Below are 24,370 nucleotides of genomic sequence, written 5' to 3' on the forward strand. Positions count from 1 at the left end.
CCTGTCCGAGACCCGCCGTGCTGTCGTCAACCTTCGGCAAGGCCCAATCGCTCGACCAACCAGCGCCGTAGTTCCGGTCCGTAGTCGTCGCGTTCTAGCGCAAAGTCAACCGCAGCCTTGAGGTAGCCGCCGGGATTTCCCAAGTCGTGTCGGGAGCCGCGGTGCACCACCACGTGCACGGGATGGCCCTCGTCGATCAGCAGAGCAATGGCATCGGTGAGCTGGATCTCGCCACCGACGCCCTTGTCGACCCGGCGCAGGGCATCGAAGATGGCCCGGTCGAGCACATAGCGCCCGGCCGCGGCGAAGTGCGACGGCGCATCCTCGGCCTTGGGCTTTTCCACCATGCCCTTGACCTTGAGCACGTTCGGGTTCGCCGCATCCGGCACGACTTCGACATCGAAGACGCCGTAGGCGCTGATCTCGTCGCCGGGAACCTCGATGGCGCACAGCACCGAGCCACCGCGCTTGGCACGCACCTTGGACATGGTCTCCAGCACGCCGGTCGGCAGCACCAGATCGTCGGGCAGCAGCACCGCGATGGCATCTTCGTCGGGCAGCAGCCTGGACTCCACGCACCCCACCGCATGCCCGAGCCCGAGCGGCTCGGCCTGCACCACCGATTCGACCTTGATCAGGGCGGGCGCACGGCGCACCTTCTCCAACATGACGTGCTTGCCGCGAGCTTCCAGGGTGCCTTCGAGCAGCAGATCCTCGACGAAGTGGGCGACGACGCCGTCCTTGCCCTCCGAGGTCACGATGATCAGCCGCTCGCCGCCGGCCTCCGCCGCCTCGGCGGCCACCAACTCGATTCCCGGCGTATCCACCACGGGCAGCAGTTCCTTCGGGACCGTCTTGGTCGCCGGGAGAAAACGCGTTCCCAGACCCGCCGCGGGAACCACCGCGGTCCGCGGGATGGGTACCTGTGCCTGTGCCATCGTTGACACACTAATGCCCGTTGATGGTTCAGGCGAAGGGTGTCGGCGCAAACGTGGCAATCATGACGAAACCCGCGCTCAGAACGCGAATTCTCGCGGCTCGGCGCGCACTCACCGAGCCCCGCCGAGCTGCCGAAACACGGTCCCTGCAAACGCAAGTAACCGCGCTCGCCGCCGGCGTGGGCACCCTGGGCGCCTACATTCCGGCAGGCTCGGAACCCGGGGCGGCGCCGGACGCGGTACCGCTGCTCGACGGCCTGCTCGGAGTACGGATTCTGGTGCCGATCGCCCGGACCGGGCAGCCGATGCAGTGGGCCGAGTATCGGCCCGGCGAGCTGATCGCGGCACCGTTCGGGCTGCGCGAACCACCGCCGCCCTGGCTGGCCCCGGAATCCATCGCCGAGGCCACGGTGCTGCTGGTGCCCGCGCTGGCCGTCGACCGCAGTGGCAACCGACTCGGCCGCGGCGCCGGCTTCTACGACCGGGCGCTGCCCCTGGCCGCCGCCGGTGCACTGTTGGTGGCCGTCATCCGCGACGACGAACTGCTCGACGAGATTCCCGCCGAACCGCACGATGTGCCGATGACCCACGCGCTCACCCCCGGGCGGGGCCTGGTCGTGCTGGGAATGACCCAACCCACATAGCGGTTCTAGCACTTGAGCAGCTAGAGTGCTAGAAGGTTTGACTGTCTCGGAGGATTTCGTGCCTACCTATTCCTACGCGTGTACCGAGTGTGACAATCGGTTCGATCAGGTCCAGGCGTTCAGCGACGATGCGCTGACCGTCTGCCCGCAGTGCAACGGACGGCTGCGCAAGTTGTTCGGCAAGGTCGGCGTGGTGTTCAAGGGCAGCGGTTTCTACCGCAATGACAGCCGCGACTCGTCGAAGTCGAGCAGCACCGCGAGCTCGTCCAAGAGCAGTGAGAGTTCGACGTCGACGGCGAGCAGCTCCTCGGACTCCACGAGCAGCGCATCAGCCGCGTCGAGCTCGTCATCGACATCGTCGAGTTCGACCAGCGCGACGCCGGCCGCCGCCTCCAGCTAGCACGTTATCCACAGGCAGCCCGCTGGTCGGCTGCCGTCTTCGGCCGCACCGGCCTAGCGTTGCCCCGGTGGGGGAATCACTGGATCCATCGGCGCTGACCCGGCTGCGCCGAGCGCTGCGCCCGGACTGGACGCGCACCGTGGCGGCCCGCCGGATCGCCGCCGGGCTGCTGGTGACGCTGGCCGCCGTCGCCGCGTTCCGACCGGACCCGGCCGGGGTGCGCACCGATGTCGTCATCGCCCTGCGCGACCTCCCGCCGGGGACCGCACTGACGGCCGGCGATGTCGGCGTCGAAACACGCTTGGCGACAACCGTCCCCGACGGTGCGACTGGCGATATCGCCATCGTGCTCGGCGCCACCCTCTCCGGACCGGCCCGGCGCGGTGAAGTGCTGACCGATGTCCGGCTGCTCGGTTCGCGGCTGACCGAGGCCAGCGTCGGGCCCGACGCCCGCATCGTGCCGCTGCACCTCGCCGACGAGGCACTGGTCGCGCTGATCCGGCCCGGCGACATCGTCGATGTGCTGGCGGCAGGGAGCACCGACGCCGGGCCGGACACCGCGCCGGAAGTGGTCGCGACCGAAGCCGTCGTGACCCTGGTCTCCGCCGAACCCACGGGCCCAGCAGGTTCCCCCGGCCGGGTGGTGCTGGTGGCGTTGCCCCGTCATGCCGCCAACGCGGTGGCCGGCGCCGCGCTGACCCGGCAGATCACCGTCACCTTTCACTGACATCGGCCGGCACCTGCTCGGTTAGTGTTTGCGTGTCGCCTGTACACCATCATCTGCTGGAAGGGTCCCCGCATGATCAAGGGTTTCAAGGAATTCCTCTTGCGCGGCAACATCGTCGATCTCTCGATCGCCGTGGTCATCGGCACCGCGTTCACCGCGCTCGTCACCAAGTTCACCGAGAGCATCATCCAGCCGCTGATCGACCGGATCGGCGCCGGCGGCGAGTCCGACTACGGCATCCTGCGCATCCCGATCGGCGGCGATCAGACCATCGACCTGAACGTGTTGCTGTCGGCAACGATCAATTTCGTTCTCGTGGCGGCCGTCGTGTACTTCCTGGTCGTGTTGCCGTACAGCAAGTTCCGCAAGAAGGAAGAGGAGACCGTCGAGGCCGAGGTGGTGCTGCTCACCGAGATTCGCGACCTGCTCGCCAACAGCCCGGGCCGCTCGGCGACCGAACGGGTCGATCCCGACGCCTGAACCGTGACACACGAACGCCCGGCTGAGCTCAGCCGGGCGTTCGTGTGGGTGATGTCTGGTGAACGACGGTCACCAGTCCCCGATGGGCGGGCTGAAGATGAACGCGCCGTTGGCGGCCAGGTTGAACGGTGCCGCCTTGGTGCCCGGCACCGCCTTGACGGTGTCCTTGTTGCCCGCGCCCTGGGCGTGCACGATGCCGGACTCGGCGTTGCGGGTGTCCAGGAACCCGCGGGCCTCGCCGTAATCGGCCACCCGCAGCGCATTGTCGTCGATCAGGATCGCCTGCCGACTGGTGACGAACGGGGCGGGCGCCGATTCCTCGACCTCCGCCGCAGCGGTGCCAGCACCCAGACCGGCCAACACCGTCGCTCCCGCGAACGAACCGAACCCCAGCACAGCCAGCTTCATCGATAGCGCCATGACCACCACTTCCCACATAAGTTGACCAGCGTTAACCTCTGGTTTCCCAATAGTAGCCTGGGCAACACCTGTGAGTTGCGGGTTCGGGGCCGAGCAGGCAAAACGCCCGGCCGGGGAAGCCCCGGCCGGGCGTCTGCGTCGAGCTCACGAAACGTCGGTCACCAGTCGCCGATCGGCGGGCTGAAGACGAACGCGCCGTTGGACTCCAGGTTGAACGGGGCCGCCGTGGTGCCCGGCACCGCCTTGATGGTGTCCACGTGCACACCCTCACCCTGCGCGTGCACGATGCCGGCATCCGCCGACCGGGTGTCCAGGAACCCACGCGCCTGGCCGTAATCGGCCACCCGCAGCGCGTTGTCGTCGACCAGCAGAGCCTGCCGGCTGGTCACATAGGGTGCCGGTGCCGATTCCTCGACCTCGGCACTCGCGGTCGCACTACCCAGACCGGCCAACACCGTCGCACCCGCGAACGTACCGAACCCGAGAACGGCCAACTTCTTCGAATGGGCCATGAGATTCGCCTTCCTCACCCCGTCGTCAGTTCATGTTCCAGGGCTCGCCGTAGGTGGTGACACTGTCACCCTCCGAGGCGATGAGGCGGGCGTAGGGGCGCAGCAGCACGCCACCGGCAGCACCGGTCACGGTGCCGTGCGCGTTGGAGACCGCAACCGCACCACTGGCGCCGGCGACGTCAGCGGAGAAGGTCGCAACTTCCTGGATGCCCGGGCCGTTGCCGAGGTCAGCGCTGATCGAGGCGCCGGGGAACAGCGGCGGGGTCACGATGGCGGGGATCAGGTCGAAGTCGATCCCGGCCGGCCCCAGAGTTCCGTAGTCCTGGCCGTCGAACGCGATGTTCGGGGTGGTGTAGCTGAAGTTGATACCCACACCCAGCGACCACGGGAAGCCGACCTGGTAACCCAGCTCCAGCACACCCTCGAAGTCCTCAGCGCCCGGACCCGACACGATGTACTTCGCCTTGCCCGAGTGGAACCACTCACGCGTCAGGCGGTTGCGATCCAGCGGAAACACACCATTGAGGAAGGTGTCCCACTGCTGAATGGTCAGGGTCCGGTCCTTGCCATCCACGAGGCTCAGCTCGTTGTCCAGACCCGCGTTGGAGGTGCCCGTGCTCACGAACAGCGACGCAATGGCCGCGATCATCGCGATCAGCACCCGACTGAATACCTTCATCTTCTCCCTTAGTGGTCCTGCACTCGATGGACTGGTCGATGCGCATTCCGCTCACCGTTGACACGAGGAAATTAGCGGCGATCCGCCGTTTCAGCAACGCGAGCGGATCCGAATTCGACACCTAGGTGAGGGCCGGGATGAAGTTAGCTGGATACGTTGCGTGCACAGTCCCGGCCGAACCCGGTCGCCGGCATCGCAGCACGTCATCAGGGATCTACCGGCACGGTGCGCCGCACCACCCGCCCACACGGATCACGGACCGGCCGCAAGCTGGAGAACAGGTCGGTTAACCATGCGGTTGCGGCGAGGCCCCTCAAACGCCGATTCGGCGCGTCACCGATGGCGCAGATCACACTCGAAAACCCGAGAATTTACCGGCCGTTCACGCTATGTGCCCAGCGTGCCCTGCGCCGCGATCGGCGTTTGCCGTCGGCGCGTCCGCAGCGCGCTCGTCGACCACCGGACGACCGGAGACAGCAAAACACCCGGCCGAGAGGAACCCCGGGCCGGGTGTTTGCGTCGAACTCACGAAATGTCGGTCACCAGTCGCCGATGGGCGGGCTGAAGACGAACGCGCCGTTGGCTTCCAGGTTGAACGGTGCCGCCTTGGTGCCCGGCACCGCCTTGACGGTGTCCACGTGCACACCCTCGCCCTGGGCGTGCACGATGCCGGCCTCGGCATTGCGCGTGTCCAGGAACCCGCGGGCCTCGCCGTAATCGGCCACCCGCAGCGCGTTGTCGTCGATCAGCAGAGCCTGCCGACTGGTCACGTACGGGGCTGGCGCCGATTCCTCGACCTCGGCACCTGCGGTCGCACTACCCAGACCGGCCAGCAGCGTCGCACCGGCGAACGAACCGAACCCGAGAACCACAAACTTTTTCGATAGGGCCATGAACCCTTTCCTTCCCTGCTTTTTAGGGCCCTGTCGCCGCCATGCGGCCCGCCTGTCGGAGCACGGACCACACGGCGACGTCGGGGTCAGGAGTGAACCGTCAGTTCATGTTCCAGGGCTCGCCGTAGGTGGTGACGCTGTCACCCTCTGCGGCGATGAGGCGGGCGTAGGGGCGCAGCAGCACGCCACCGGCAGCACCGGTCACGGTGCCGTGCGCGTTGGAGACCGCAACCGCGCCGCTCTCGCCGGCGACGTCAGCGGAGAAGGTCGCAACTTCCTGGATGCCCGGGCCGTTGCCGAGGTCAGCGCTGATCGAGGCGCCGGGGAACAGCGGCGGGGTCACGATGGCGGGGATCAGGTCGAAGTCAACGCCGCCGGGGCCCACGTAGCCGTAGTCCTGGCCGTCGAACGCGATGTTCGGGGTGGTGTAGCTGAAGTTGATACCCACACCCAGCGACCACGGGAAGCCGACCTGGTAACCCAGCTCCAGCACACCCTCGAAGTCCTCAGCGCCCGGACCCGACACGATGTACTTCGCCTTGCCCGAGTGGAACCACTCACGCGTCAGGCGGTTGCGATCCAGCGGAAACACACCATTGAGGAAAGTGTCCCACTGCTGAATGGTCAGGGTCCGGTCCTTGCCATCCACGAGGCTCAGCTCGTTGTCCAGACCCGCGTTGGAGGTGCCCGTGCTCACGAACAGCGACGCAATGGCCGCGATCATCGCGATCAGCACCCGACTGATTGTCTTCATGTTCTCCCTAAGCTGCCGACGGTTGGTGTGCTGTCAACCGTGTTTGTCGATGCGGATCCCGGCCCTAACCGAGACTTCACACCTTGCAAGACCTCCATGTGATGCGAATTAGAAACTCCACATGTTGCTCTTACGATTTGCTCATCGTTGACACGAGGAACATAACGGTGCTCCATCAACCCGGCAACGCGTAGGTCCCATCGCCAGAACCCGCCCATCACGGGCCCCCAGGTTTGCTGGGATGGCCATACAGCAGTATTCGCGGTGTCGTGACCAGCGCACCGACGGGGCACGCCGCGGTTTGCCTCACAGGTCGGACAAAAAGCAGTGATCGGCTGGAATCGGGACGATTCCAGCCGATCAGGGGGAAATTACTGGTCAGCCGTGGTGCGGCGGGACGTTGTCCCGGAGCCACCTTTCCCGGTCGTAACCCTCATCCGGGGCGTTGCCCTCGCGCTCGTCCTTGGTGGTACGCGGCATTTCCTCGCCGAAGATCGCGTTAACTGCATCCTTCGACGGCCGTGTCGCCCCGGTCACGAGGCGGTACCTCTTGTGACCAACGTCACATTCAGGGTGGGATGACCGTTCATCTGCTTGTAACCTGTCGCGCTTGAAAAGGGTGCGTGGACCTGCATGATTGCCGCCTGCATACCCATTCTCGGCAGCCTCAGATGTCGAGGCTCGACAGCTGCCCGATGACCTGAACGGCCAATGGGTTCAATGTGGCCATGCCGTCGCGGACCGCGGCGCGTGACCCGGCGATGTTCACCACCAGGGTGCTGCCGGAGATGCCGGCCAGCCCGCGCGATACGCCCGCATCCACGATGCCCGCGGACAGCCCGGAGGCGCGCAGCGCCTCGGAGATGCCCAGCAGCTCGCGGTCGAGCAGGTCGACGGTCGCTTCCGGGGTCACATCGCGAGGGCTCACGCCGGTGCCGCCGACCGAGATCACCAGATCGACACCACCGATGACCGCGGTGTTGAGTGCATTACGGATCTCCACCTCGTCGGCGGACACCACCACCACCCCGTCCACCAGGAAACCGCTCTCACCGAGCAACTCGGTGACCAACGGTCCGCTGTGATCCTCTTCGCCGTGTGCCGTCCGGTCGTCGACGACGACGACGAGCGCCCGCCCGACCAATTCCCCAGGTTGTTCCATGCCTGTCACCGTATATCCGGCCGACGACAGTGACCCAGGCAAGGTCGCCTCCACTCCCCGGGTCACTGCTGCGCCTTTCCGAGCGTCACGTCCAGGGTCTCGGGTCCGCCGGACCCTTGGTAGGTCAAGGTCACCTTGGTGCCCGGCGCCTTCGAGCGCACCGCCGCCACGAGAGCGTCGGCGCTGTTGATTACGCGTCCGTCCACCTTGGTCACCACCACACCGCTGGGCAGTCCGGCCGCCGCCGCCGCGCCACCCTCGGTGACCTCGACGATCTTCGCGCCGTCCACCGATGCGTCGTTGCCCACCTGCACCCCGAGCGAGGCGTGCGATGCGGTGCCGTTCTGCACCAGTTCGTCGGCGATCCGTTTGGCCTGGTCCACCGGGATGGCGAACCCGAGGCCGATCGAACCGCTCTGGGATTCCGCGGAAGCACCGCCCAGGGTGGCGATCGCGGAGTTCACGCCGACCAACTCACCGTTCATATTGACCAGCGCGCCACCGGAGTTGCCTGGGTTGATCGCGGCGTCGGTCTGGATGGCATCCAGCACGGTGTTCTGGTCGCGGCTGTTCCCGCCGGCGGCCACCGGACGGTTCAGTGCACTGACGATGCCGACGGTCACGGTGCCCTCCAGGCCCAGCGGGGAGCCGATCGCGACGACGTCCTGGCCGACCCGCAAGTCCCCGGAAGATCCGAGGGCGATCGGTGTCAGACCCGACACCCCCTCGGCACGGACCACCGCGATATCGCTGCTGGGATCGGTTCCGACCACCGTGAACGGCGCGGTCCGGCCGTCGGCGAAGGTGACCTTGGTCTGCGGACGCCCGCCGGGCGCACCCTCGGTGGCGACGACGTGGTTGTTGGTGAGGATCAGACCGTCGGTGGACAGGATGATGCCCGATCCCTCTTCGGAGGCCCGGCCGAGATTCGTCTCGAGCTTGACGACGCTGGGCACAACCTTGGCCGCGACCTGTTCCACGGAACCCACCGGCAGGCTGGCCGCCGGAACACCGGGTGTGGCGCCGCCGGCGCTGGAGAAGCTGGTGGACGGCCGGTCGGGCTGAGCCAGCACAGCCACCCCGCCACCGATACCCGCGGAGACGACTGCGATCGCGGCGGCACCGGCCACCAAAGCGCCTGCGCGCGAACGTTTCTGGGGCCGAACCTGAGTGGCTCCGGTGGGGCGGTACGGATCGTACTGCGGCCGCGGCTGCTGGCCCTGCTGGGCGTAGCGCCAGTCATAGGGTTGCTGGTAGCCCTGTTGATACGTGCTGCGCTGGGTGGAATAGCTGGTGGGATTGCTCTCATAGCCGGGCTGGGCCGGAGGCGGCGTGTACCTCGGGTCGTTCGTCATATCGCTCGGCGCTCTTTCTTTTCAGCGGTTCAGTTATCTGTTCAACGCATCGGACAGCCATACAGTGCCGCGTCGGGCTGAGAATCCACTTAGAGAATGGCGCACAGGGGCCCAATCAGTTTCTGAAGATTCCCCACATCACCCCCCCGGGCGAACCTTATCTATTGTCGGCGCCCGAGGACGTCGCGTCCATCGATGTGTCCCCGCGTGTCGGCAGCGTGCCGGTGGCCACCTGGAACGGAGCGGTCGCGGTGGCGCTCTCCGCCAGCACCCGCCGGCCCGGCAGCACGATGCGCACCGAGGTGCCCGACGGCTCCCCTCCGGGCACGGTGTCCTCAACGTGAAGCGTGCCACCGTGTTTGAGCACCACCTGCTTGACGATCGCCAGCCCGAGACCGGAACCGGGCATCGCGCGCGCCGATGTCGAGCGGTAGAACCGTTCGAACACGAGCTCGCGTTCCTGCGGCGGGATACCCGGACCCATATCGGCGATCATGAGCTCCGCATGCAGCGCATCCCGTTGCCACAACCGCACCAGCACCGTGGCATCGGGCGGGCTCCACTTCGCGGCGTTGTCGAGCACGTTGAGCACCGCTCGGGACAGCCCCGCGAGATCACCGTCGACCTGCCAGTCGATCATGTCCACGTCGAACTCGATATCGTTGCGGCGGCGGCGAACTCGCTCCAGGGCGCGATCCACGACATCGGACAGGTCGACCTTCTCCCGGATCACCACCCCGGCTTCATCTCGGGTGAGATCCACCAGATCGCCCACCAGGGTGGACAATTCCTCGATCTGGGCGATCACGTCGGCCTGCAATTCGGCCATCTCCCCCTCCGGCAACGGCGGGGCCCCCGGGGCCTGGGCGGCCATCAGCAGCTCGACATTGGTGCGCAGGGAGGTCAGCGGGGTACGCAGTTCGTGCCCGGCGTCGGTCACCAGCCGGGACTGACGCTCGCGGGATTCGGCCAGCGCCCGCAACATCATGTTGAAGGCATCGGTGAGGCGGGCCAACTCGTCGGTGCCGACGACCGGGATGGGCCGCAGATCGTCGGTGCGGGCGACCCGCTCGGCGGCCTGGGTCAGTCGCGCCACCGGGCGCAGACCGGCGCGGGCGACCATGCCGCCGGATATCGCGGCCACCGCCATGCCGGAGGCGCCGACGATCGCCAGCACCGTGCCCAGCCGGTTCAGCAGCGCCAGGGTGGGCGCCAGACTCTTGGAGATCAGCAGGGAATTGCCGTCGGCCAGGTGCACCGCCAGTACCCGCTGGTTGTTCACGGTGCGCAGCGACATCAGCAGCTCACCCTGCACGACGGCCTTTTCCGGCGCACCGAGCGGCAGCGTCTGGCCCTGCTGATTCGCGGTGTAGATATAGCGTCCCGGGCTGACCAGCATGGCGTTGACGTCGGAGTAGGCGGTGCCCTCGATGGCCTTGCCGGGGTCCGCGGCCAGCGACCCGCTCTCGATGAGCAGTTGTGCGCGGCTGTGCAGCTGGGTGTCGATGTCGTCGTAGACGGAACGGGACACGACGGCATACACGGCGACGGCCATCAGCACCACGACCATCGCGACCATCGACATCGCCAGCAACATCACCCGCCAGCGCAGCGAGACCGCGCTGACGTTTCTGGTGTACCGGCGCTGGCTGTCGGATCGGAACACCGGCTTCTTGAACAGCCGCATCAGGGCGGGGTTTCCCGCAGCACATAACCCACCCCGCGCACGGTGTGGATGAGCCGCGGTTCACCCTCGGCCTCCGTCTTACGACGCAGGTAACCGACGTACACCTCCAGCGCATTTCCCGAGGTCGGGAAGTCGAATCCCCAGACTTCCTCCAGGATGCGGCTGCGGGTCAGGACCCGCCGGGGGTTGGCGATCAGCATTTCCAGCAGCGAGAACTCGGTGCGGGTCAGGCTGATCTGCCGTTCGCCGCGGGACACCTCACGGGTCACCGGGTCCAGGCTCAGATCGGAGAAGGTCAGCGCCCGGGAATCGGCGTTCTCCTCCGGCAGGGCGCGGCGGCGCAGCAGGGCGCGCATCCGGGCCAGCAGTTCCTCCAAGGCGAAGGGTTTGGGCAGGTAGTCATCGGCTCCCGCATCCAGCCCGGCCACCCGCTCGGAGACCGAATCCCGCGCGGTGAGCACCAGGATCGGCAGATCATCACCGGTACTGCGGAGATGCCGACACACTTCGAGGCCGTCCAGCCTCGGCATCATCACGTCCAGGACAAGGGCGTCCGGTCGATCACTGGAGATCGCCTCGAGGGCCTCGACACCATCTTGGGCGAGCTCGACGGAGTATCCATTGAACGAAAGCGACCGGCGCAGAGATTCGCGCACCGCGCGATCGTCATCAACGACAAGAATGCGCACAGCCACAGTGTCATCCCTCTGTCTGAGAGCGACCTGAGAGGCGCGCCGCTGGAGCGGTTACTTGCGGTCGAGGTCGACCAGGCCGAGGCGAGCGGCCTTGAGCAGGCGACGCGGCACCTTGCGCTGCTGGCCGCCCACGGCGACGTTGACCAGGCCGACGGCCTCGGTCTTCCACTGCGACCGGCGGCTACGGGTGTTCGAGCGCGACATCCGGCGCTTGGGCACAGCCATGTTGGAGATCTCCTCTTGCGGGGTTTCCGCCGCGCAGCGAACAGCGACGGCACTTTGCACCACAGGATAGCCCGCACCGACGGATGCCTCCAAACCGCGAAGGAACGTGCGCGGTTTCCCTCTGCCGACGTTGCCGCTGCGCGAGACTGGTGACGGCGAACGGATCGGGGCCTACCCCTTGACGCGGTACCGTCGGTACCGACTAACCTACCTACCGGTTGGTGGAAACGCGATGGGAGTTCGGGTGCAGTCTGCGGCGGTGCGAATCGGCAACTGCTCGGGGTTCTACGGTGACCGCATCGCCGCCATGCGCGAGATGCTCGAAGGTGGCGAGCTCGACTACCTCACCGGCGACTACCTGGCCGAACTCACGATGCTGATCCTCGCCCGGGACCGGGCCAGGGATCCCGGGCTCGGCTACGCCAAGACCTTCCTGCGCCAACTGGAGGACACCCTCGGGCTCGCCGTCGACAAAGGCGTCAAGATCGTGGCGAACGCCGGCGGCCTCAACCCGGGTGCACTGGCCACCGCGGTGCGCGATCTCGCCGACCGCCTCGGAGTCAGTGTCGACGTCGCCCATGTCGAGGGCGACGACCTCGTCGCGCGGGCTGCCGAGCTGGGCTTGGGCGCGGCACCCCTGGCCGCCAACGCCTACCTGGGCGCCTGGGGCATCGCCGAGTGCCTGGACTCCGGCGCCGACATCGTCGTCACCGGCCGCGTCACCGACGCCTCGGTGATCGTCGGCCCGGCCGCCGCCCACTTCGGCTGGGCACGCACCGACTACGACGCGCTCGCCGGCGCTGTCGCGGCCGGCCACATCATCGAGTGCGGCACGCAGGCCACCGGCGGCAACTTCTCCTTCTTCACCGAGATAGCCGACCTGCGACACCCCGGCTTCCCGATCGCCGAGATCGCCTCCGACGGCTCCTCGGTCATCACCAAGCAACCCGGCACCGGCGGACTTGTCAGCGTCGACACCGTCACCGCCCAACTGCTCTATGAGATCGCCGGCGCCCGCTACCCCAATCCGGACGTCACCCTGCGACTGGACTCCGTCGCGCTCTCCGCCGCCGGTCCCGACCGGGTCCGGGTCAGCGGCGTGCGCGGCGAGCCGCCTCCCCAGACCCTGAAGGTCTCCCTGAACAGCATCGGCGGTTTCCGCAACGCCACGTCCTTCGTGCTGACCGGCCTGGACATCGACGCCAAGGCCGAGCTGATCAGATCCCAGTTGGAAAGCCACCTCACGGTCCGGCCCGCCGAGCTGCAGTGGACGCTGGCCCGCACCGACCATCCCGATGCCGATACCGAGGAGACCGCCAGCGCGCTGCTGCACTGCGTGGTCCGCGACCCCGACCCGAAGATCGTGGGGCGCCAGTTCTCCTCGGCCGCAGTGGAACTGGCGCTGGCCAGCTATCCCGGATTCACCTCCACCGCCCCGCCCGGGGACGGCCAGGTCTACGGGGTGTTCACCCCGGGGTACGTGGACGCCACCGAGGTGCCCCATATCGCGGTGCACGCCGACGGCACCCGCGTCGATATCGCGCCCGCCACCGAAACCCGGGTACTGGCACCCCTCGACGATCCCGCGCCACCGGAACCCCTGGACCCCGGCCGCACCGTGCGGGCTCCGCTGGGCCGCATCGCCGGTGCCCGCAGCGGCGACAAGGGCGGCTCGGCCAACGTCGGGGTGTGGGTGCGTACTCAGTCCGAATGGCACTGGCTGGCACACACTCTCACCGTGCAGAAGTTGCGCGAACTGCTCCCCGAAACCGCCGATCTGCCGGTCACCCGGCATCTGCTGCCCAACCTGCGGGCGGTGAACTTCGTCATCGAGGACATCCTCGGCCGCGGCGTCGCCTACCAGGCACGGTTCGACCCGCAGGCCAAGGGGCTCGGCGAATGGCTGCGATCCCGATACGTCGACATCCCGGAAAGGCTGTTGTGATGCGAAGGCGAACCCGCGTGAGGATCGCAGCGAGGCACGAGCGAGGACCGGAGCAAGGGAGAGCCGAGCGATGAGGACAAGCTTGTGACCGATATCTGGCATTCCCCCGAACGCGACGATCTACGAAAGACGGTGCGGGCGTTCGCCGAACGCGAGATCCTGCCCCACGCACAGGACTGGGAACGCAGCGGTGAAATCCCCCGCGAACTGCATCTGTTGGCGGGTGCGGCCGGGCTACTCGGTGCGCCCTACCCCGAATCCGTCGGCGGGGGTGGCGGTGACAGTGCCGACGCGGTGATCATCTGCGAGGAACTGCACCAGGCCGGGGTCCCCGGCGGAACGTTCGCTTCCCTGTTCACCTGCGGTATCGCGGTGCCACACATGATCGCCTCCGGCGACCGGCGACTGATCGACACCTACGTGCGCCCCACCCTGCGCGGCGAGCTGATCGGATCGCTGGCGATCACCGAACCCGGCGGCGGCTCGGACGTCGGGCACCTGACCACGAAAGCGGTCCGCGAGGGTGACGAGTTCGTCGTCAACGGCGCCAAGACCTACATCACCTCCGGGGTGCGCGCCGACTACGTGGTGACCGCGGTGCGCACCGGCGGCCCGGGGGCGGCCGGCGTCTCCCTGCTCGTGGTCGACAAGAACACCCCCGGCTTCGCGGTGAGCCGCAAGCTCGACAAGATGGGCTGGCGCTCCAGCGATACCGCCGAGCTGTCCTACACCGACGTCCGGGTGCCGGCCGCGAACCTGGTCGGCGCCGAGAACACCGGCTTCCTGCAGATCGCCGGCGCGTTCGTCAGCGAGCGGGTGGGCCTGGCCGCTCAGGCCTACGCCGGCGCGCAACGGTGCCTGGACCTGACCGTGCAGTGGTGCCGCGACCGGGAGACCTTCGGCCGGCCGCTGATCACCCGGCAGGCCGTGCAGAACACGTTGGCCGACATGGCGCGGCGGATCGATGTGGCCCGGGTGTACACCCACCGCCTGGTGGAGCGCGAGATGGCCGGCGAGACGAACCTGATCACCGAGGTCTGCTTCGCCAAGAACACCGCCGTGGAGGCCGGTGAGTGGGTGGCCAACCAAGCCGTCCAATTGTTCGGCGGGATGGGCTACATGGCCGAATCCGAAGTGGAGCGCCAGTACCGCGATATGCGCATCCTCGGCATCGGCGGCGGCACCACCGAGATCCTCACCTCGCTGGCGGCCAAGACGATGGGCTTGCAATGACCCGACTGAGATCCACCCTGGACCCGCGTTCGTCGGCCTACGCCGAAGCCGCCGACGCGATGGCGGTCAAGCTCACCGAGCTGGCCGCCGAACACGACCGCAGCCTCGCCGGCGGCGGCGCGAAATACGTCGACCGCCACCACGCCCGGGGCAAGCTGACCGCGCGTGAACGCGTCGAACTGCTGCTGGATCCGGACTCCCCGTTCCTGGAGCTCAGCCCGCTGGCCGCCTGGGGCACCGACTTCAGCGTCGGCGCCAGCGTGGTCACCGGGATCGGCGCGGTCGAAGGCGTCGAGTGTCTGATCGTCGCGAACGACCCCACCGTCAAGGGCGGCACCAGCAACCCGTGGACGTTGAAGAAAATCCTGCGCGCCAACCAGATCGCACGGGAGAACCGGCTCCCGGTGGTCTCCCTGGTGGAATCCGGCGGCGCGGACCTGCCCACTCAGAAGGAGATCTTCATCCCAGGCGGGCAGATGTTCCGCGACCTGACCAGATTGTCCGCCGCCGGGATCCCCACCATCGCACTGGTCTTCGGTAACTCCACCGCCGGCGGCGCCTACGTGCCCGGCATGTCGGACCACGTGGTGATGATCCGGGAACGCTCGAAGGTGTTCCTCGCCGGACCGCCGCTGGTGAAGATGGCCACCGGCGAGGAATCCGACGACGAATCCCTGGGCGGCGCCGAGATGCACGCCCGCACATCCGGACTGGGCGACTGCCTGGCCAACGACGAGCTCGACGCCATCCGGATCGGACGGCGCATCGTGGCGCGGCTGAACTGGCACAAACAGGGTCCGGCGCCGGTGCCGGTCGTCGAACCCGAGTACGACGCCGAGGAACTGCTCGGCATCGTCGGCGCCGATCTGCGCATCCCGTTCGACCCGCGCGACGTGATCGCCCGCATCGTCGACGGATCGGACTTCGACGAGTTCAAACCGCTCTACGGGTCGTCGTTGGTCACCGGCTGGGCCACCCTCTACGGCTATCCGATCGGCATCCTGGCCAATGCCCGCGGCGTGCTGTTCTCCGAGGAGTCACAGAAGGCCACCCAGTTCATCCAGCTGGCCAACCGGGCGAACACACCATTGCTGTTCCTGCACAACACCACCGGCTACATGGTCGGCAAGGCGTATGAGGAGGGCGGGATGATCAAACACGGATCGATGATGATCAACGCCGTCTCCAACTCGACGGTGCCGCACATCTCGCTGCTGATCGGCGCCTCCTACGGCGCCGGGCACTACGGGATGTGCGGGCGCGCCTATGACCCACGCTTCCTGTTCGCCTGGCCGAGTGCGAAATCCGCGGTGATGGGCGGCACCCAGTTGGCCGGTGTGCTCTCGATTGTCAGCCGCGCCGCCGCGCAGGCCCGCGGCCAGCAGGTCGACGAGGCCGCCGACGCCGCGCTGCGCGCCGCCGTGGAGGCCCAGATCGAGGCCGAGTCGCTGCCGATGTTCCTGTCCGGCCGGCTCTACGACGACGGTGTGATCGATCCACGGGACACCCGCACCGTGCTCGGAATGTGCCTGTCCGCCATCGCGAGTGGACCTGTCGAGGGGACGTCGAACTTCGGCGTCTTCCGGATGTAGGGGTTGCCGACGATGATCACCAGAGTCCTGGTCGCCAACCGAGGCGAGATCGCCCGCCGGGTGTTCACCACCTGCCGACGCCTGGGCATCGGCACCGTGGCGGTGTACACCGACCCCGATGCCGCGTCGCCGCATGTCGCCGAGGCCGATGCCCGGGTGCGGCTGCAGGGCCGCAACGGCTATCTGGATGCCGACCAGTTGATCGCCGCGGCGGCCACGGCCGGCGCGGACGCCATCCATCCCGGCTACGGATTCCTCTCCGAGAACGCGGCTTTCGCCGACGCCGTGCAGCGGGCCGGGCTGGTCTGGATCGGCCCGCCGGTGGCCGCGGTGCAGTCCATGGGCTCCAAGATCGAGGCCAAGAAGTTGATGGCCGCCGCCGGCGTCCCGGTACTGGCCGAACTCGACCCCGACACGGTGACCGCCGCCGATCTCCCGGTGCTGATCAAGGCGTCCGCCGGTGGCGGCGGCCGGGGGATGCGCGTGGTGCGCGACCTGGCCGCGCTGCCCGCCGAGGTCGAGGCCGCGCAACGGGAAAGCCAGTCCGCGTTCGGTGATCCGACGGTGTTCTGCGAACGCTACCTGGCCGCCGGCCACCACATCGAGGTGCAGGTGATGGCCGACCGGCACGGCACCGTGTGGGCGATCGGCGAGCGCGAATGCTCCATTCAGCGCCGGCATCAGAAGGTCATCGAGGAGGCGCCGTCGCCCCTGGTGGAGCGCACACCGGGGATGCGCGACCGGCTTATGGAGGCCGCGCGGCTGGCCGCCGGCGCCATCGGCTACACCGGTGCGGGCACCGTCGAGTTCATGGCCGATTCGGCCGGCGAGTTCTTCTTCCTGGAGATGAACACCCGGCTGCAGGTCGAACACCCGGTCACCGAGGAGACCACCGGCCTGGACCTCGTCGAATTGCAGATCGAGGTGGCCGACGGGATGGCGTTGCCCGCGCAACCACCTGCCGCGCAGGGGTATTCGATCGAGGCGCGGCTCTACGCCGAGGACCCGGCGAAGGACTGGCAGCCGCAGGCCGGTACCGTGCACCACTTCGAGATTCCCGGCGCACGCACCGAGTTCGGCACGCTCGGGCAGACCGGGGTCCGCCTCGACTCCGGCATCGTGGACGGTTCCGCAGTGTCGGTCTTCTACGACCCGATGCTGGCCAAGGTGATCTCGTTCGCGCCGACCCGGCGGCGGGCCGCGGCGATCCTGGCGGACGCACTGGCCCGCGCCCGCATCCACGGGGTCGGCACCAACCGTCATCTGCTGGTCAACGTGTTGCGGCACCAGGCCTTCCTGGCCGGTGACACCGACACCGCCTTCTTCGACACCCACGGGCTGGCCGACCTGGCCGCCGCACCTGCGGGCACCGCAGCCCTGTCGGCGTTGGCCGCCGCCCTGGCCGACGCCGCGCACAACCGCAGCACGGCAAGGGCTTTCGGCCCGGCACCGAGCGGATGGCGCAACCTCGCCTCCGGGTACCAGACTCGGGTGTTCGCCGACGCCGCCGGCGACGAGCAGCTCATCCGGTACCGCGTCGGCCGGGGCGGGATCGAATTGCCCGACTTCGAGGGTGTCGCCGTGCTGGCCAGCAGCCCCACCCGGGTGATGCTGTCGGTCGACGGTGCCGAGCTGGCATTCGCGGTGGCCCGCTACGGAACCGACGTCTTCGTGGACTCGCCGATCGGGCCGGCCCGGCTGAGCAGTCTGCCGCGTTTCCCGGACCCGGACTCCGCGGTGGCGCACGGATCACTGCTGGCACCCATGCCGGGCTCGGTGGTCCGGGTGGGCGCTGCCGAGGGTGACGCCGTCACCGCGGGCCAGCCGCTGATCTGGCTGGAAGCGATGAAGATGGAGCATACGATCGCCGCCCCCGGCGACGGTGTGCTCGCCGAACTCAATGTGCAGGCCGGCCAACAGGTCGAGGTCGGCACCGTCCTGGCCCGAATAGAAGGAGATCAACAATGACCGGCTTCATCGAAACCGAAGAGCAGCAGGCGCTGCGCAAGGCCGTCGCCGCGATGGCCGCCAACTACGGCCAGGACTACTACCTGGAGAAGGCACGCGCCGGCGCACACACCGACGAACTGTGGTCGGAGGCGGGAAAGCTCGGCTTCATCGGGGTCAACCTTCCCGAGCAGTACGGCGGCGGTGGTGCCGGCATGTACGAGCTGTCCATGGTGATGGAGGAGATGTCGGCGGGCGGGTGCCCGTTGCTGATGATGGTGGTCTCCCCCGCCATCAACGGCACCATCATCTCCAAGTTCGGCACCGACGAGCAGAAGAAGCGCTGGATCCCGGGGATCGCCGACGGCTCGATCACGATGGCCTTCGCGATCACCGAGCCCGATGCCGGCTCCAACTCGCACCGCATCACCACCACCGCGCGCCGGGACGGCAGCGACTGGATCCTGTCGGGCCAGAAGGTGTACATCTCCGGCGTCGACCAGGCCCAGGCGATCTTGGTCGTCGGGCGCACCGAGGACCACAAGACCGGCAACCTCAAGCCGGCGCTGTTCGTGGTGCCGACCGACACCCCGGGTCTGAGCTGGACCAAGATCGAGATGGAGATCCTGAGCCCGGAGTACCAGTTCCAGGTCTTCCTCGACGACGTGCGCCTGCCCGCCGACGCGTTGGTCGGGTCGGAGGACGCGGCGATCGCGCAGCTGTTCGCCGGGCTGAACCCCGAACGCATCATGGGGGCGGCCAGTGCGGTGGGCATGGGCCGGTTCGCGATCGGCAAGGCCACCGATTACGTCAAGACCCGCCAGGTGTGGAAGACGCCTATCGGGGCGCACCAAGGCATCGCACACCCCTTGGCGCAGAACCACATCGAGATCGAACTCGCGAAGCTGATGATGCAGAAGGCGGCGGCGCTCTATGACAGCGGCGACGACTTCGGCGCTGCCGAGTCGGCGAACATGGCCAAGTATGCCGCCGGTGAGGCCTCGGTGCGGGCGGTGGACCAGGCCGTGCAGTCCCTCGGCGGCAACGGGCTCACCAAGGAGTACGGCATCGCCTCGGTGCTGACGGCGTCGCGGTTGGCGCGCATCGCACCGGTGAGCCGGGAGATGATCCTGAACTTCGTCGCGCAGACCTCGCTGGGCCTGCCCCGGTCCTACTGATGCTCGTCGGATACGACCTGCAGGGTCGGGTGGCGCGGCTCACGCTGGACTCCCCGCACAACCACAACGCGCTGTCCACCGCGCTGGTGGAGCAGCTGCACCGCGGTGTCGAGGACGCGGTCGCGGCCGGGGCACGGGTGGTGGTGCTCGGCCATACCGGCCGGACGTTCTGTGCGGGGGCCGACCTGAGCGAGGCGGCCGGGGGCACACCCGGGGACATCGCTCTGGACCGTGCCCGCGAGATGACCCGGCTGCTGCGCGCCATCCTGGAGGCGCCGGTGCCGGTGATCGCCGCCGTCGACGGTCACGTGCGGGCGGGCGGTATGGGGCTGGTCGGCGCCTGCGATATCGCGGTGGCCGGGCCGCAGAGCACGTTCGCGCTCACCGAGGCACGCATCGGTGTCGCCCCGTCGATCATCTCGCTGACACTGCTGCCGAAGCTGACCGCGCGCGCGGCCGGACGCTACTTCCTCACCGGGGAGAAGTTCGGCCCGCAGGAGGCGGCCGCCATCGGGCTGGTCACCATCGCCGCCGACGACGTCGGCGTGACGGTCGCCGGGCTGACCGCCGATATCGCCAAGGCCTCCCCGCAGGGGCTGGCGGTGTCCAAGGCGCTGACGACGGCCGGCATCCTGGCCGGGTTCGATGACCGCGCCGAGGCGCTGACCGCACAGTCCGCCGATCTGTTCGCCTCCGAGCAGGCCCGCGAGGGCATGCTGGCCTTCCTGCAGAAACGCAGTCCCGACTGGGCGTGAGCGAACGCTCTGGGTTTGCCGGTTTCGTCGACGAGCTTGCGTTTACCGGCATGAGTCGTAGGCTCAGTAACGATGAGCACTTCGTCCAGGCAGAACGGCTCGACCCGCGCCGGCGACGCCGAGCGCATACAGGTAGCCCAGTTGCTGACCGATGCCGCGTCGCAGGGCAGGTTGTCGATGGACGAATACGAGCAGCGGTTGGCCAAGGCCTACGCCGCCACCACCCAAGGTGAGCTGTCCCGGCTGTCGGCCGACCTGCCGGACTTCGCCACCACGGCCAACTGCGGTGGCATCCGCAAACCCGCTCCCTCGACGTTGCTGCTGGCCATCCTGAGCGGATTCGAGCGGCGCGGCCGCTGGAACGTCCCGAAACGGCTCACGTCGTTCGCGCTGTTCGGCGGTGGCGTGATCGATCTGCGGTACGCCGATTTCACCTCCCCCGAGGTGGACATCCACTCGATCTCGATCTTCGGTGGGCAGACCATCCTGCTGCCACCGGAGGTGAACGTCGCCATCCGCGGGCACGGCGTGATGGGCTCGTTCGACCATGTCGGCGAGCAGGGCACGCCCGGCGCACCATGCATCACCATCCGCGGTTTCTCGCTGTGGGGCAGCGTCGGGATCAAGCGCAAGAAGCGCAAGAACAGCTGACCGCGGCCTTTGCTGGATCTGCTCAGCGGGTCGCGGCGAACCCGGTCAGCGGCGGCGGGCCCGCAGGTAGTCTCCGACCACCGCGGCGCCCAGCCCGTCCAGATCCGGCACCACCACCCGCCCCCCGACCCGGCGCGCCACCTGGTCGATGAACCGGGCCAGTCCGGGGTCGCTGCCCAAGCGGAAGATGGTCAGCTGCGCACCGATCGCGGCCAGCTCGTCGAACCCCTTCACCGTCAGCGCGATGGTGCGCGGATGCGGCGGGTAGTAGAAGAACGGCTCGGCGCCGTCGCCGAAGTCCTCCAGGTGCGCGGTCGGCTCACCGTCGGTCACGATCATCACCACCGGCTGCGCATTGGGATGCCTGCGCAGATGCCTGGCCGCCAGCGCCAGCGCGTGGTGCAGGTTGGTGCCCTGGTCCCGGACGCCCTCCATGGCGGTCAGCTCGGCGGCGCTGACGGTCCGCGCGTGCCGCCCGAACGCGATGATCTCCAGGTCGTCGGAGCGGAACCGGGTGCTCACCAGATGGTTGAGCGCCAGCGCGGTCCGCTTCATCGGCAGCCACCGGTTCTCCATCACCATGGAGAAGCTGGTGTCGACCAGCAGCGCGACCGCCGACTGGGTGCGGGTCTCGGTCTCGGAGATCTCGACGTCCTCGACGCCGAACCGCACCGGGCCGTCGACGGTGCCGGTTCCGGCTTGGCGCAGCACCGCATTGGTAGCCGCCGTGCGGAGCACGGCATTGGTGATCGTGCGGGTGACGTTCCACGGTTCGGTGTCCCCGAACGCCCACGGCCGGGTCGCCCCGGTCAGCTCGCCCGCCGCACCGGCCCGGCGGGTCTCCCGCTCACCGTGCCGCCCGGAAAGTTGTTGGGCCACATCCCGTAACGCGGTCTGGCCGAGCTGGCGCATCGCCTTGGGGGAGAGTCGGAACTGGCCGTCGGACCCGCGGTCCAGGAATCCCTGTTCGGTCAGTGCGCGCTCCAGATCGGCAAGGGTGCGCGCGTTGATCGCGGCCTCGTCGCCGAGCTGACGGGCCAGCATGTCCAGGTCGACGTCCTCCATGGTGGCGCCGGCGTAGCTCTGCGACAACTGTTCGGCCAGCTGCTCCAGTTCGCTGATATCGGCCAGCGCCTGGGTGCCCTGGCCCATCCCCATCGGGTCGTCGCCGCTGAACTCCTCCGAGCCGCCCCAGTCCTCGCCCGGCCGGGCGGCCTCCAGGTTGGCATCGAGCCGATTCAGCGCGTTCATCAGCGACGGCGACCCGAAGGCCTGCTGCGCCAACGCATCCAGTTCGGCCCGTTGGGATTCCGACAGGCTGTTGCGGAACCGCTGAGCGGCCGCGGCCCGCTTGGCCAGCGAGTCCATCAACTCGTCGACATTGCGCGGGTTCTCCGGGAAGTGCTGACCGTGCTCGGCCATGAACTTCTCGAAATCCTCGTCGGTGTCCGTACCGGCGGCGTGCTTCTCCAGCAGATCGTTGAGGTCATCGAGCATCTTGTTGATGGCTTGACGGTCCTCGTCGGTGGCGTTCTGCAGCGCTTCCTTCATCCCGGCGAAGCGTTGGTCGAGCATCTCCCGGCCCAGCAGATCCTTGATCTGTTCGTACTTCTGGCGGGCTTCCGTTGAGCGCCAGTCATATTCGGCGAGTTCCTGCACAGCCTTGGCCGGGGACGGGGACAGTGCGTCGATCTGCATCTCACCGAAGCGCGCGTCGTCGTCCAGTGCCCGTGCGAGTTCCTTGCGCTCGGCCAGCACGGCCTCGTCGAGCAACTTCTTGACCTCGGCAAGGGTGCCGTCGAGATTGTTGCGCTGCAACAGTTCCCGGCGCCGACGGTTCACCTCGGCGGCCAGCCGGTCGGCCCCCGGCATGTTCTCGGTGCCGCGGCGCATCAGCTCCTGCAGGGCGCGGCGCGGCGAGGCCCCGGACATGACGTCCTCACCGATCGCGTCGAGCGCCTCGCGCAGATCGACGGGGGGCGCCAACGGGTCCGGCCCGCCGGTGTATCGCGAGTACCGCGAGAGATGTTTAGCCATAGACGGTTTCACCCTCATCGGATTGCTTGTCGATGCGCTTGGCCAGGTACAGGCCCTCCAGCGCCAGCTCGATCGCTCCCGCCCGCTGTCCCTCGGTGTGCGCATCGAGGCGCTCGGCGATCTCGTCGAGCACCGGCAGTTCCGGAAGGGCGGCCAGGACGTCCTTGGCCGATACCCGCTCCCCCGTGGTGACCGGCGAGCCGGCCTCCACGGCGGCCACCAACGGGCCGACGTCGATACCGCCGAGCGCGCGGGAGGCGGTCTCGGCGGTGGCGCGGCGCAGCAGGTGCTCCATGACGGCCTGCTCGCGGCCCTCCTCGCCGGACTCGAACTCCAGCTTGCCGCGCAGCACGTCGATCACCGTGCCGAGGTCCACCACCCGGGCCACCGGATCCTGCTCGCCGAGGATGGCCCCGCGGTGCCGGGCCGAGGCGGCGACGGTCTCCGCCGCGGCGATGGCGAACCGCGCCGACACCCCTGAGCGCTGGTCGACGGCCGTGGACTCCCTCAGGGCGCGGGCAAACCGCGCGATGACGGCCAGCAGGTACTCGGGCACCTCGGCGCTCAGATGGGCTTCCTGGGCGATGACACCGACTTCGGCGTCGAGTTCCAGCGGATAGTGCGTGCGGATCTCGGCGCCGAAGCGGTCCTTGAGCGGGGTGATGATGCGGCCGCGGTTGGTGTAGTCCTCGGGGTTGGCGCTGGCCACCACGAGCACGTCGAGCGGTAGCCGCAGCGTGTACCCGCGCACCTGGATGTCACGCTCCTCCATCACGTTGAGCATGGCCACCTGGATGCGCTCGGCGAGGTCCGGCAACTCGTTGACGGCCACGATGCCGCGGTGCGAACGCGGGATCAGGCCGTAGGCGATGGTCTCCGGGTCTCCGAGGCTGCGGCCCTCGGCGACCTTGATGGGGTCGATGTCGCCGACCAGGTCGGCGACGCTGGTGTCCGGGGTGGCCAGCTTCTCGGTGTAGCGCTCGCTGCGGTGGATCCAGCTGATCGGCAGGTCCTCGCCCGAGGTGGCCACCCGGCGGATCGACTCGGGAGTGATCGGGGAGTACGGGTGCTCGCGCAGTTCGGAGCCTTCGATCGCCGGTGTCCACTCGTCGAGCAGCCCGATCAGCGAGCGCAACAACCGCGTCTTGCCCTGGCCGCGCTCGCCGAGCAGCACGAAGTCGTGGCCGGCGATCAACGCCCGCTCCACCTGGGGCAGCACGGTGTCCTCGAAGCCGAACAGGCCGGTCCAGATCGCGGTCTCGTCCTCGCCGTTCGACAGCCGGGCCAGCAGGTTCTCCCGGATCTCGGCCTTGATGCCGCGCTCCTGGTGGCCGGCGGCGCGCAGCTCGCCGAGGGTGCGGGGCAGATCATTGGGTGACGTCACGATGTCCACGCTACGACTGCTTGCGAGTGTGGGCTTGCCCACCTGACCGATCGGGGGCTTCGCGGCGCGAAAACTAA

The 24,370-nt window shown here is 68.2% G+C and carries 25 protein-coding genes; 11 read left to right on the forward strand and 14 right to left on the reverse strand.

Going from position 1 to position 24,370, the window contains the following annotated elements; all coding sequences use genetic code 11:
* Nucleotides 1-26 precede the first annotated feature (26 nt).
* Complete coding sequence (locus A7U43_RS24290) at nt 27-938, reverse strand: UTP--glucose-1-phosphate uridylyltransferase (protein ID WP_068000098.1); 912 nt, start codon at nt 936-938, stop codon at nt 27-29.
* Between the two features lie 62 nt (nt 939-1,000).
* Here A7U43_RS24290 and A7U43_RS24295 point away from each other — a divergent pair, with 62 nt between their 5' ends.
* The 4 genes from A7U43_RS24295 (at nt 1,001) to mscL (ending at nt 3,189) form a co-directional block, all read left to right on the forward strand.
* Nucleotides 1,001-1,582 (forward strand): 5-formyltetrahydrofolate cyclo-ligase, encoded by a 582-nt coding sequence (locus tag A7U43_RS24295; RefSeq protein WP_197499912.1) that lies wholly within the window; start codon nt 1,001-1,003, stop codon nt 1,580-1,582.
* Nucleotides 1,583-1,640: 58 nt separating this feature from the next.
* The gene (locus tag A7U43_RS29300) at nt 1,641-1,982 is read left to right on the forward strand and encodes an FmdB family zinc ribbon protein (RefSeq protein ID WP_082902290.1); all 342 of its coding nucleotides are present in this window, start codon (nt 1,641-1,643) and stop codon (nt 1,980-1,982) included.
* Nucleotides 1,983-2,049: 67 nt separating this feature from the next.
* A complete protein-coding gene (locus A7U43_RS24300; protein WP_068000100.1) occupies nt 2,050-2,709 on the forward strand; it encodes an SAF domain-containing protein in 660 nt (219 codons plus the stop codon).
* A gap of 72 nt (nt 2,710-2,781) precedes the next feature.
* On the forward strand, nt 2,782-3,189 hold the full coding sequence (mscL, locus tag A7U43_RS24305; protein WP_068003657.1) for a large-conductance mechanosensitive channel protein MscL: 408 nt from the start codon (nt 2,782-2,784) through the stop codon (nt 3,187-3,189).
* A gap of 69 nt (nt 3,190-3,258) precedes the next feature.
* Here mscL and A7U43_RS24310 read toward each other — a convergent pair whose 3' ends face one another.
* The 11 genes from A7U43_RS24310 to rpmF all read right to left on the reverse strand — a co-directional run bounded on the left by A7U43_RS24310 (nt 3,259) and on the right by rpmF (nt 11,571).
* Nucleotides 3,259-3,609, reverse strand: coding sequence for a hypothetical protein (locus A7U43_RS24310; RefSeq protein WP_068003660.1), 351 nt, complete (start codon nt 3,607-3,609; stop codon nt 3,259-3,261).
* A 158-nt stretch (nt 3,610-3,767) separates the two neighbouring features.
* Nucleotides 3,768-4,121 (reverse strand): hypothetical protein, encoded by a 354-nt coding sequence (locus tag A7U43_RS24315; RefSeq protein ID WP_068000102.1) that lies wholly within the window; start codon nt 4,119-4,121, stop codon nt 3,768-3,770.
* Nucleotides 4,122-4,146: 25 nt separating this feature from the next.
* Nucleotides 4,147-4,800, reverse strand: a complete 654-nt coding sequence (locus A7U43_RS24320) for an MspA family porin (protein ID WP_068000104.1) — start codon at nt 4,798-4,800, stop codon at nt 4,147-4,149.
* A 539-nt stretch (nt 4,801-5,339) separates the two neighbouring features.
* The gene (locus A7U43_RS24325; protein WP_068000106.1) at nt 5,340-5,693 is read right to left on the reverse strand and encodes a hypothetical protein; all 354 of its coding nucleotides are present in this window, start codon (nt 5,691-5,693) and stop codon (nt 5,340-5,342) included.
* 100 nt (nt 5,694-5,793) lie between these two features.
* Complete coding sequence (locus A7U43_RS24330; protein ID WP_068000108.1) at nt 5,794-6,447, reverse strand: MspA family porin; 654 nt, start codon at nt 6,445-6,447, stop codon at nt 5,794-5,796.
* 378 nt (nt 6,448-6,825) lie between these two features.
* Complete coding sequence (locus tag A7U43_RS30135; protein ID WP_197500111.1) at nt 6,826-6,984, reverse strand: hypothetical protein; 159 nt, start codon at nt 6,982-6,984, stop codon at nt 6,826-6,828.
* Between the two features lie 130 nt (nt 6,985-7,114).
* On the reverse strand, nt 7,115-7,609 hold the full coding sequence (locus A7U43_RS24335) for a MogA/MoaB family molybdenum cofactor biosynthesis protein (RefSeq protein WP_068000111.1): 495 nt from the start codon (nt 7,607-7,609) through the stop codon (nt 7,115-7,117).
* Nucleotides 7,610-7,671: 62 nt separating this feature from the next.
* Entirely contained in the window at nt 7,672-8,964 is a 1,293-nt protein-coding gene (locus A7U43_RS24340) for a S1C family serine protease (protein WP_068000113.1), read from the reverse strand.
* A gap of 157 nt (nt 8,965-9,121) precedes the next feature.
* Nucleotides 9,122-10,651, reverse strand: coding sequence for a HAMP domain-containing sensor histidine kinase (locus A7U43_RS24345; RefSeq protein WP_411289685.1), 1,530 nt, complete (start codon nt 10,649-10,651; stop codon nt 9,122-9,124).
* The gene (locus tag A7U43_RS24350; RefSeq protein ID WP_068003666.1) at nt 10,651-11,340 is read right to left on the reverse strand and encodes a response regulator transcription factor; all 690 of its coding nucleotides are present in this window, start codon (nt 11,338-11,340) and stop codon (nt 10,651-10,653) included. The genes A7U43_RS24345 and A7U43_RS24350 overlap by 1 nt, the downstream gene beginning before the upstream one ends.
* Before the next feature lie 57 nt (nt 11,341-11,397).
* Complete coding sequence (rpmF, locus tag A7U43_RS24355) at nt 11,398-11,571, reverse strand: 50S ribosomal protein L32 (protein WP_057168308.1); 174 nt, start codon at nt 11,569-11,571, stop codon at nt 11,398-11,400.
* Nucleotides 11,572-11,830: 259 nt separating this feature from the next.
* On the opposite strand from rpmF, the gene A7U43_RS24360 reads away from it, so the two are divergent.
* The 7 genes from A7U43_RS24360 (at nt 11,831) to A7U43_RS24390 (ending at nt 20,872) form a co-directional block, all read left to right on the forward strand.
* Entirely contained in the window at nt 11,831-13,516 is a 1,686-nt protein-coding gene (locus A7U43_RS24360) for an acyclic terpene utilization AtuA family protein (RefSeq protein WP_197500096.1), read from the forward strand.
* A gap of 84 nt (nt 13,517-13,600) precedes the next feature.
* A complete protein-coding gene (locus tag A7U43_RS24365; RefSeq protein WP_068000115.1) occupies nt 13,601-14,749 on the forward strand; it encodes an acyl-CoA dehydrogenase family protein in 1,149 nt (382 codons plus the stop codon).
* Nucleotides 14,746-16,341, forward strand: a complete 1,596-nt coding sequence (locus A7U43_RS24370) for an acyl-CoA carboxylase subunit beta (protein ID WP_068000117.1) — start codon at nt 14,746-14,748, stop codon at nt 16,339-16,341. The genes A7U43_RS24365 and A7U43_RS24370 overlap by 4 nt, the downstream gene beginning before the upstream one ends.
* A 12-nt stretch (nt 16,342-16,353) precedes the next feature.
* Entirely contained in the window at nt 16,354-18,309 is a 1,956-nt protein-coding gene (locus A7U43_RS24375) for an ATP-binding protein (RefSeq protein ID WP_068000119.1), read from the forward strand.
* Nucleotides 18,306-19,466 (forward strand): acyl-CoA dehydrogenase family protein, encoded by a 1,161-nt coding sequence (locus A7U43_RS24380; protein ID WP_068000120.1) that lies wholly within the window; start codon nt 18,306-18,308, stop codon nt 19,464-19,466. Before A7U43_RS24375 ends, A7U43_RS24380 begins: the two co-directional genes overlap by 4 nt.
* On the forward strand, nt 19,466-20,221 hold the full coding sequence (locus A7U43_RS24385) for an enoyl-CoA hydratase family protein (protein ID WP_068000121.1): 756 nt from the start codon (nt 19,466-19,468) through the stop codon (nt 20,219-20,221). Before A7U43_RS24380 ends, A7U43_RS24385 begins: the two co-directional genes overlap by 1 nt.
* Nucleotides 20,222-20,293: 72 nt before the next feature.
* Nucleotides 20,294-20,872 (forward strand): DUF1707 SHOCT-like domain-containing protein, encoded by a 579-nt coding sequence (locus A7U43_RS24390; protein WP_068000125.1) that lies wholly within the window; start codon nt 20,294-20,296, stop codon nt 20,870-20,872.
* A gap of 45 nt (nt 20,873-20,917) precedes the next feature.
* Here A7U43_RS24390 and A7U43_RS24395 read toward each other — a convergent pair whose 3' ends face one another.
* Nucleotides 20,918-22,927, reverse strand: coding sequence for a vWA domain-containing protein (locus A7U43_RS24395; protein ID WP_156526017.1), 2,010 nt, complete (start codon nt 22,925-22,927; stop codon nt 20,918-20,920).
* Nucleotides 22,902-24,293, reverse strand: a complete 1,392-nt coding sequence (locus A7U43_RS24400) for a sigma 54-interacting transcriptional regulator (protein ID WP_068003670.1) — start codon at nt 24,291-24,293, stop codon at nt 22,902-22,904. Before A7U43_RS24400 ends, A7U43_RS24395 begins: the two co-directional genes overlap by 26 nt.
* Between the last annotated feature and the right edge of the window lie 77 nt (nt 24,294-24,370).

Origin of the sequence: Mycobacterium adipatum (assembly GCF_001644575.1) — a bacterium.
In the GTDB taxonomy this organism is placed as follows: Bacteria; Actinomycetota; Actinomycetes; order Mycobacteriales; family Mycobacteriaceae; genus Mycobacterium; species Mycobacterium adipatum.

Coding starts and splice junctions, on each gene's coding strand:
- A7U43_RS24315 (WP_068000102.1), bottom strand. CDS start 4,121: ATGGCCCATTCGAAGAAGTTGGCCGTTCTCGGGTTCGGTACGTTCGCG.
- A7U43_RS24395 (WP_156526017.1), bottom strand. CDS start 22,927: ATGAGGGTGAAACCGTCTATGGCTAAACATCTCTCGCGGTACTCGCGA.
- A7U43_RS24345 (WP_411289685.1), bottom strand. CDS start 10,651: ATGCGGCTGTTCAAGAAGCCGGTGTTCCGATCCGACAGCCAGCGCCGG.
- A7U43_RS24330 (WP_068000108.1), bottom strand. CDS start 6,447: ATGAAGACAATCAGTCGGGTGCTGATCGCGATGATCGCGGCCATTGCG.
- rpmF (WP_057168308.1), bottom strand. CDS start 11,571: ATGGCTGTGCCCAAGCGCCGGATGTCGCGCTCGAACACCCGTAGCCGC.
- A7U43_RS24290 (WP_068000098.1), bottom strand. CDS start 938: ATGGCACAGGCACAGGTACCCATCCCGCGGACCGCGGTGGTTCCCGCG.
- A7U43_RS24390 (WP_068000125.1), top strand. CDS start 20,294: ATGAGCACTTCGTCCAGGCAGAACGGCTCGACCCGCGCCGGCGACGCC.
- A7U43_RS24335 (WP_068000111.1), bottom strand. CDS start 7,609: ATGGAACAACCTGGGGAATTGGTCGGGCGGGCGCTCGTCGTCGTCGTC.
- A7U43_RS24320 (WP_068000104.1), bottom strand. CDS start 4,800: ATGAAGGTATTCAGTCGGGTGCTGATCGCGATGATCGCGGCCATTGCG.
- A7U43_RS24295 (WP_197499912.1), top strand. CDS start 1,001: ATGACGAAACCCGCGCTCAGAACGCGAATTCTCGCGGCTCGGCGCGCA.
- A7U43_RS24375 (WP_068000119.1), top strand. CDS start 16,354: ATGATCACCAGAGTCCTGGTCGCCAACCGAGGCGAGATCGCCCGCCGG.
- A7U43_RS24325 (WP_068000106.1), bottom strand. CDS start 5,693: ATGGCCCTATCGAAAAAGTTTGTGGTTCTCGGGTTCGGTTCGTTCGCC.
- mscL (WP_068003657.1), top strand. CDS start 2,782: ATGATCAAGGGTTTCAAGGAATTCCTCTTGCGCGGCAACATCGTCGAT.
- A7U43_RS24380 (WP_068000120.1), top strand. CDS start 18,306: ATGACCGGCTTCATCGAAACCGAAGAGCAGCAGGCGCTGCGCAAGGCC.
- A7U43_RS24340 (WP_068000113.1), bottom strand. CDS start 8,964: ATGACGAACGACCCGAGGTACACGCCGCCTCCGGCCCAGCCCGGCTAT.
- A7U43_RS24370 (WP_068000117.1), top strand. CDS start 14,746: ATGACCCGACTGAGATCCACCCTGGACCCGCGTTCGTCGGCCTACGCC.
- A7U43_RS24385 (WP_068000121.1), top strand. CDS start 19,466: ATGCTCGTCGGATACGACCTGCAGGGTCGGGTGGCGCGGCTCACGCTG.
- A7U43_RS24310 (WP_068003660.1), bottom strand. CDS start 3,609: ATGGCGCTATCGATGAAGCTGGCTGTGCTGGGGTTCGGTTCGTTCGCG.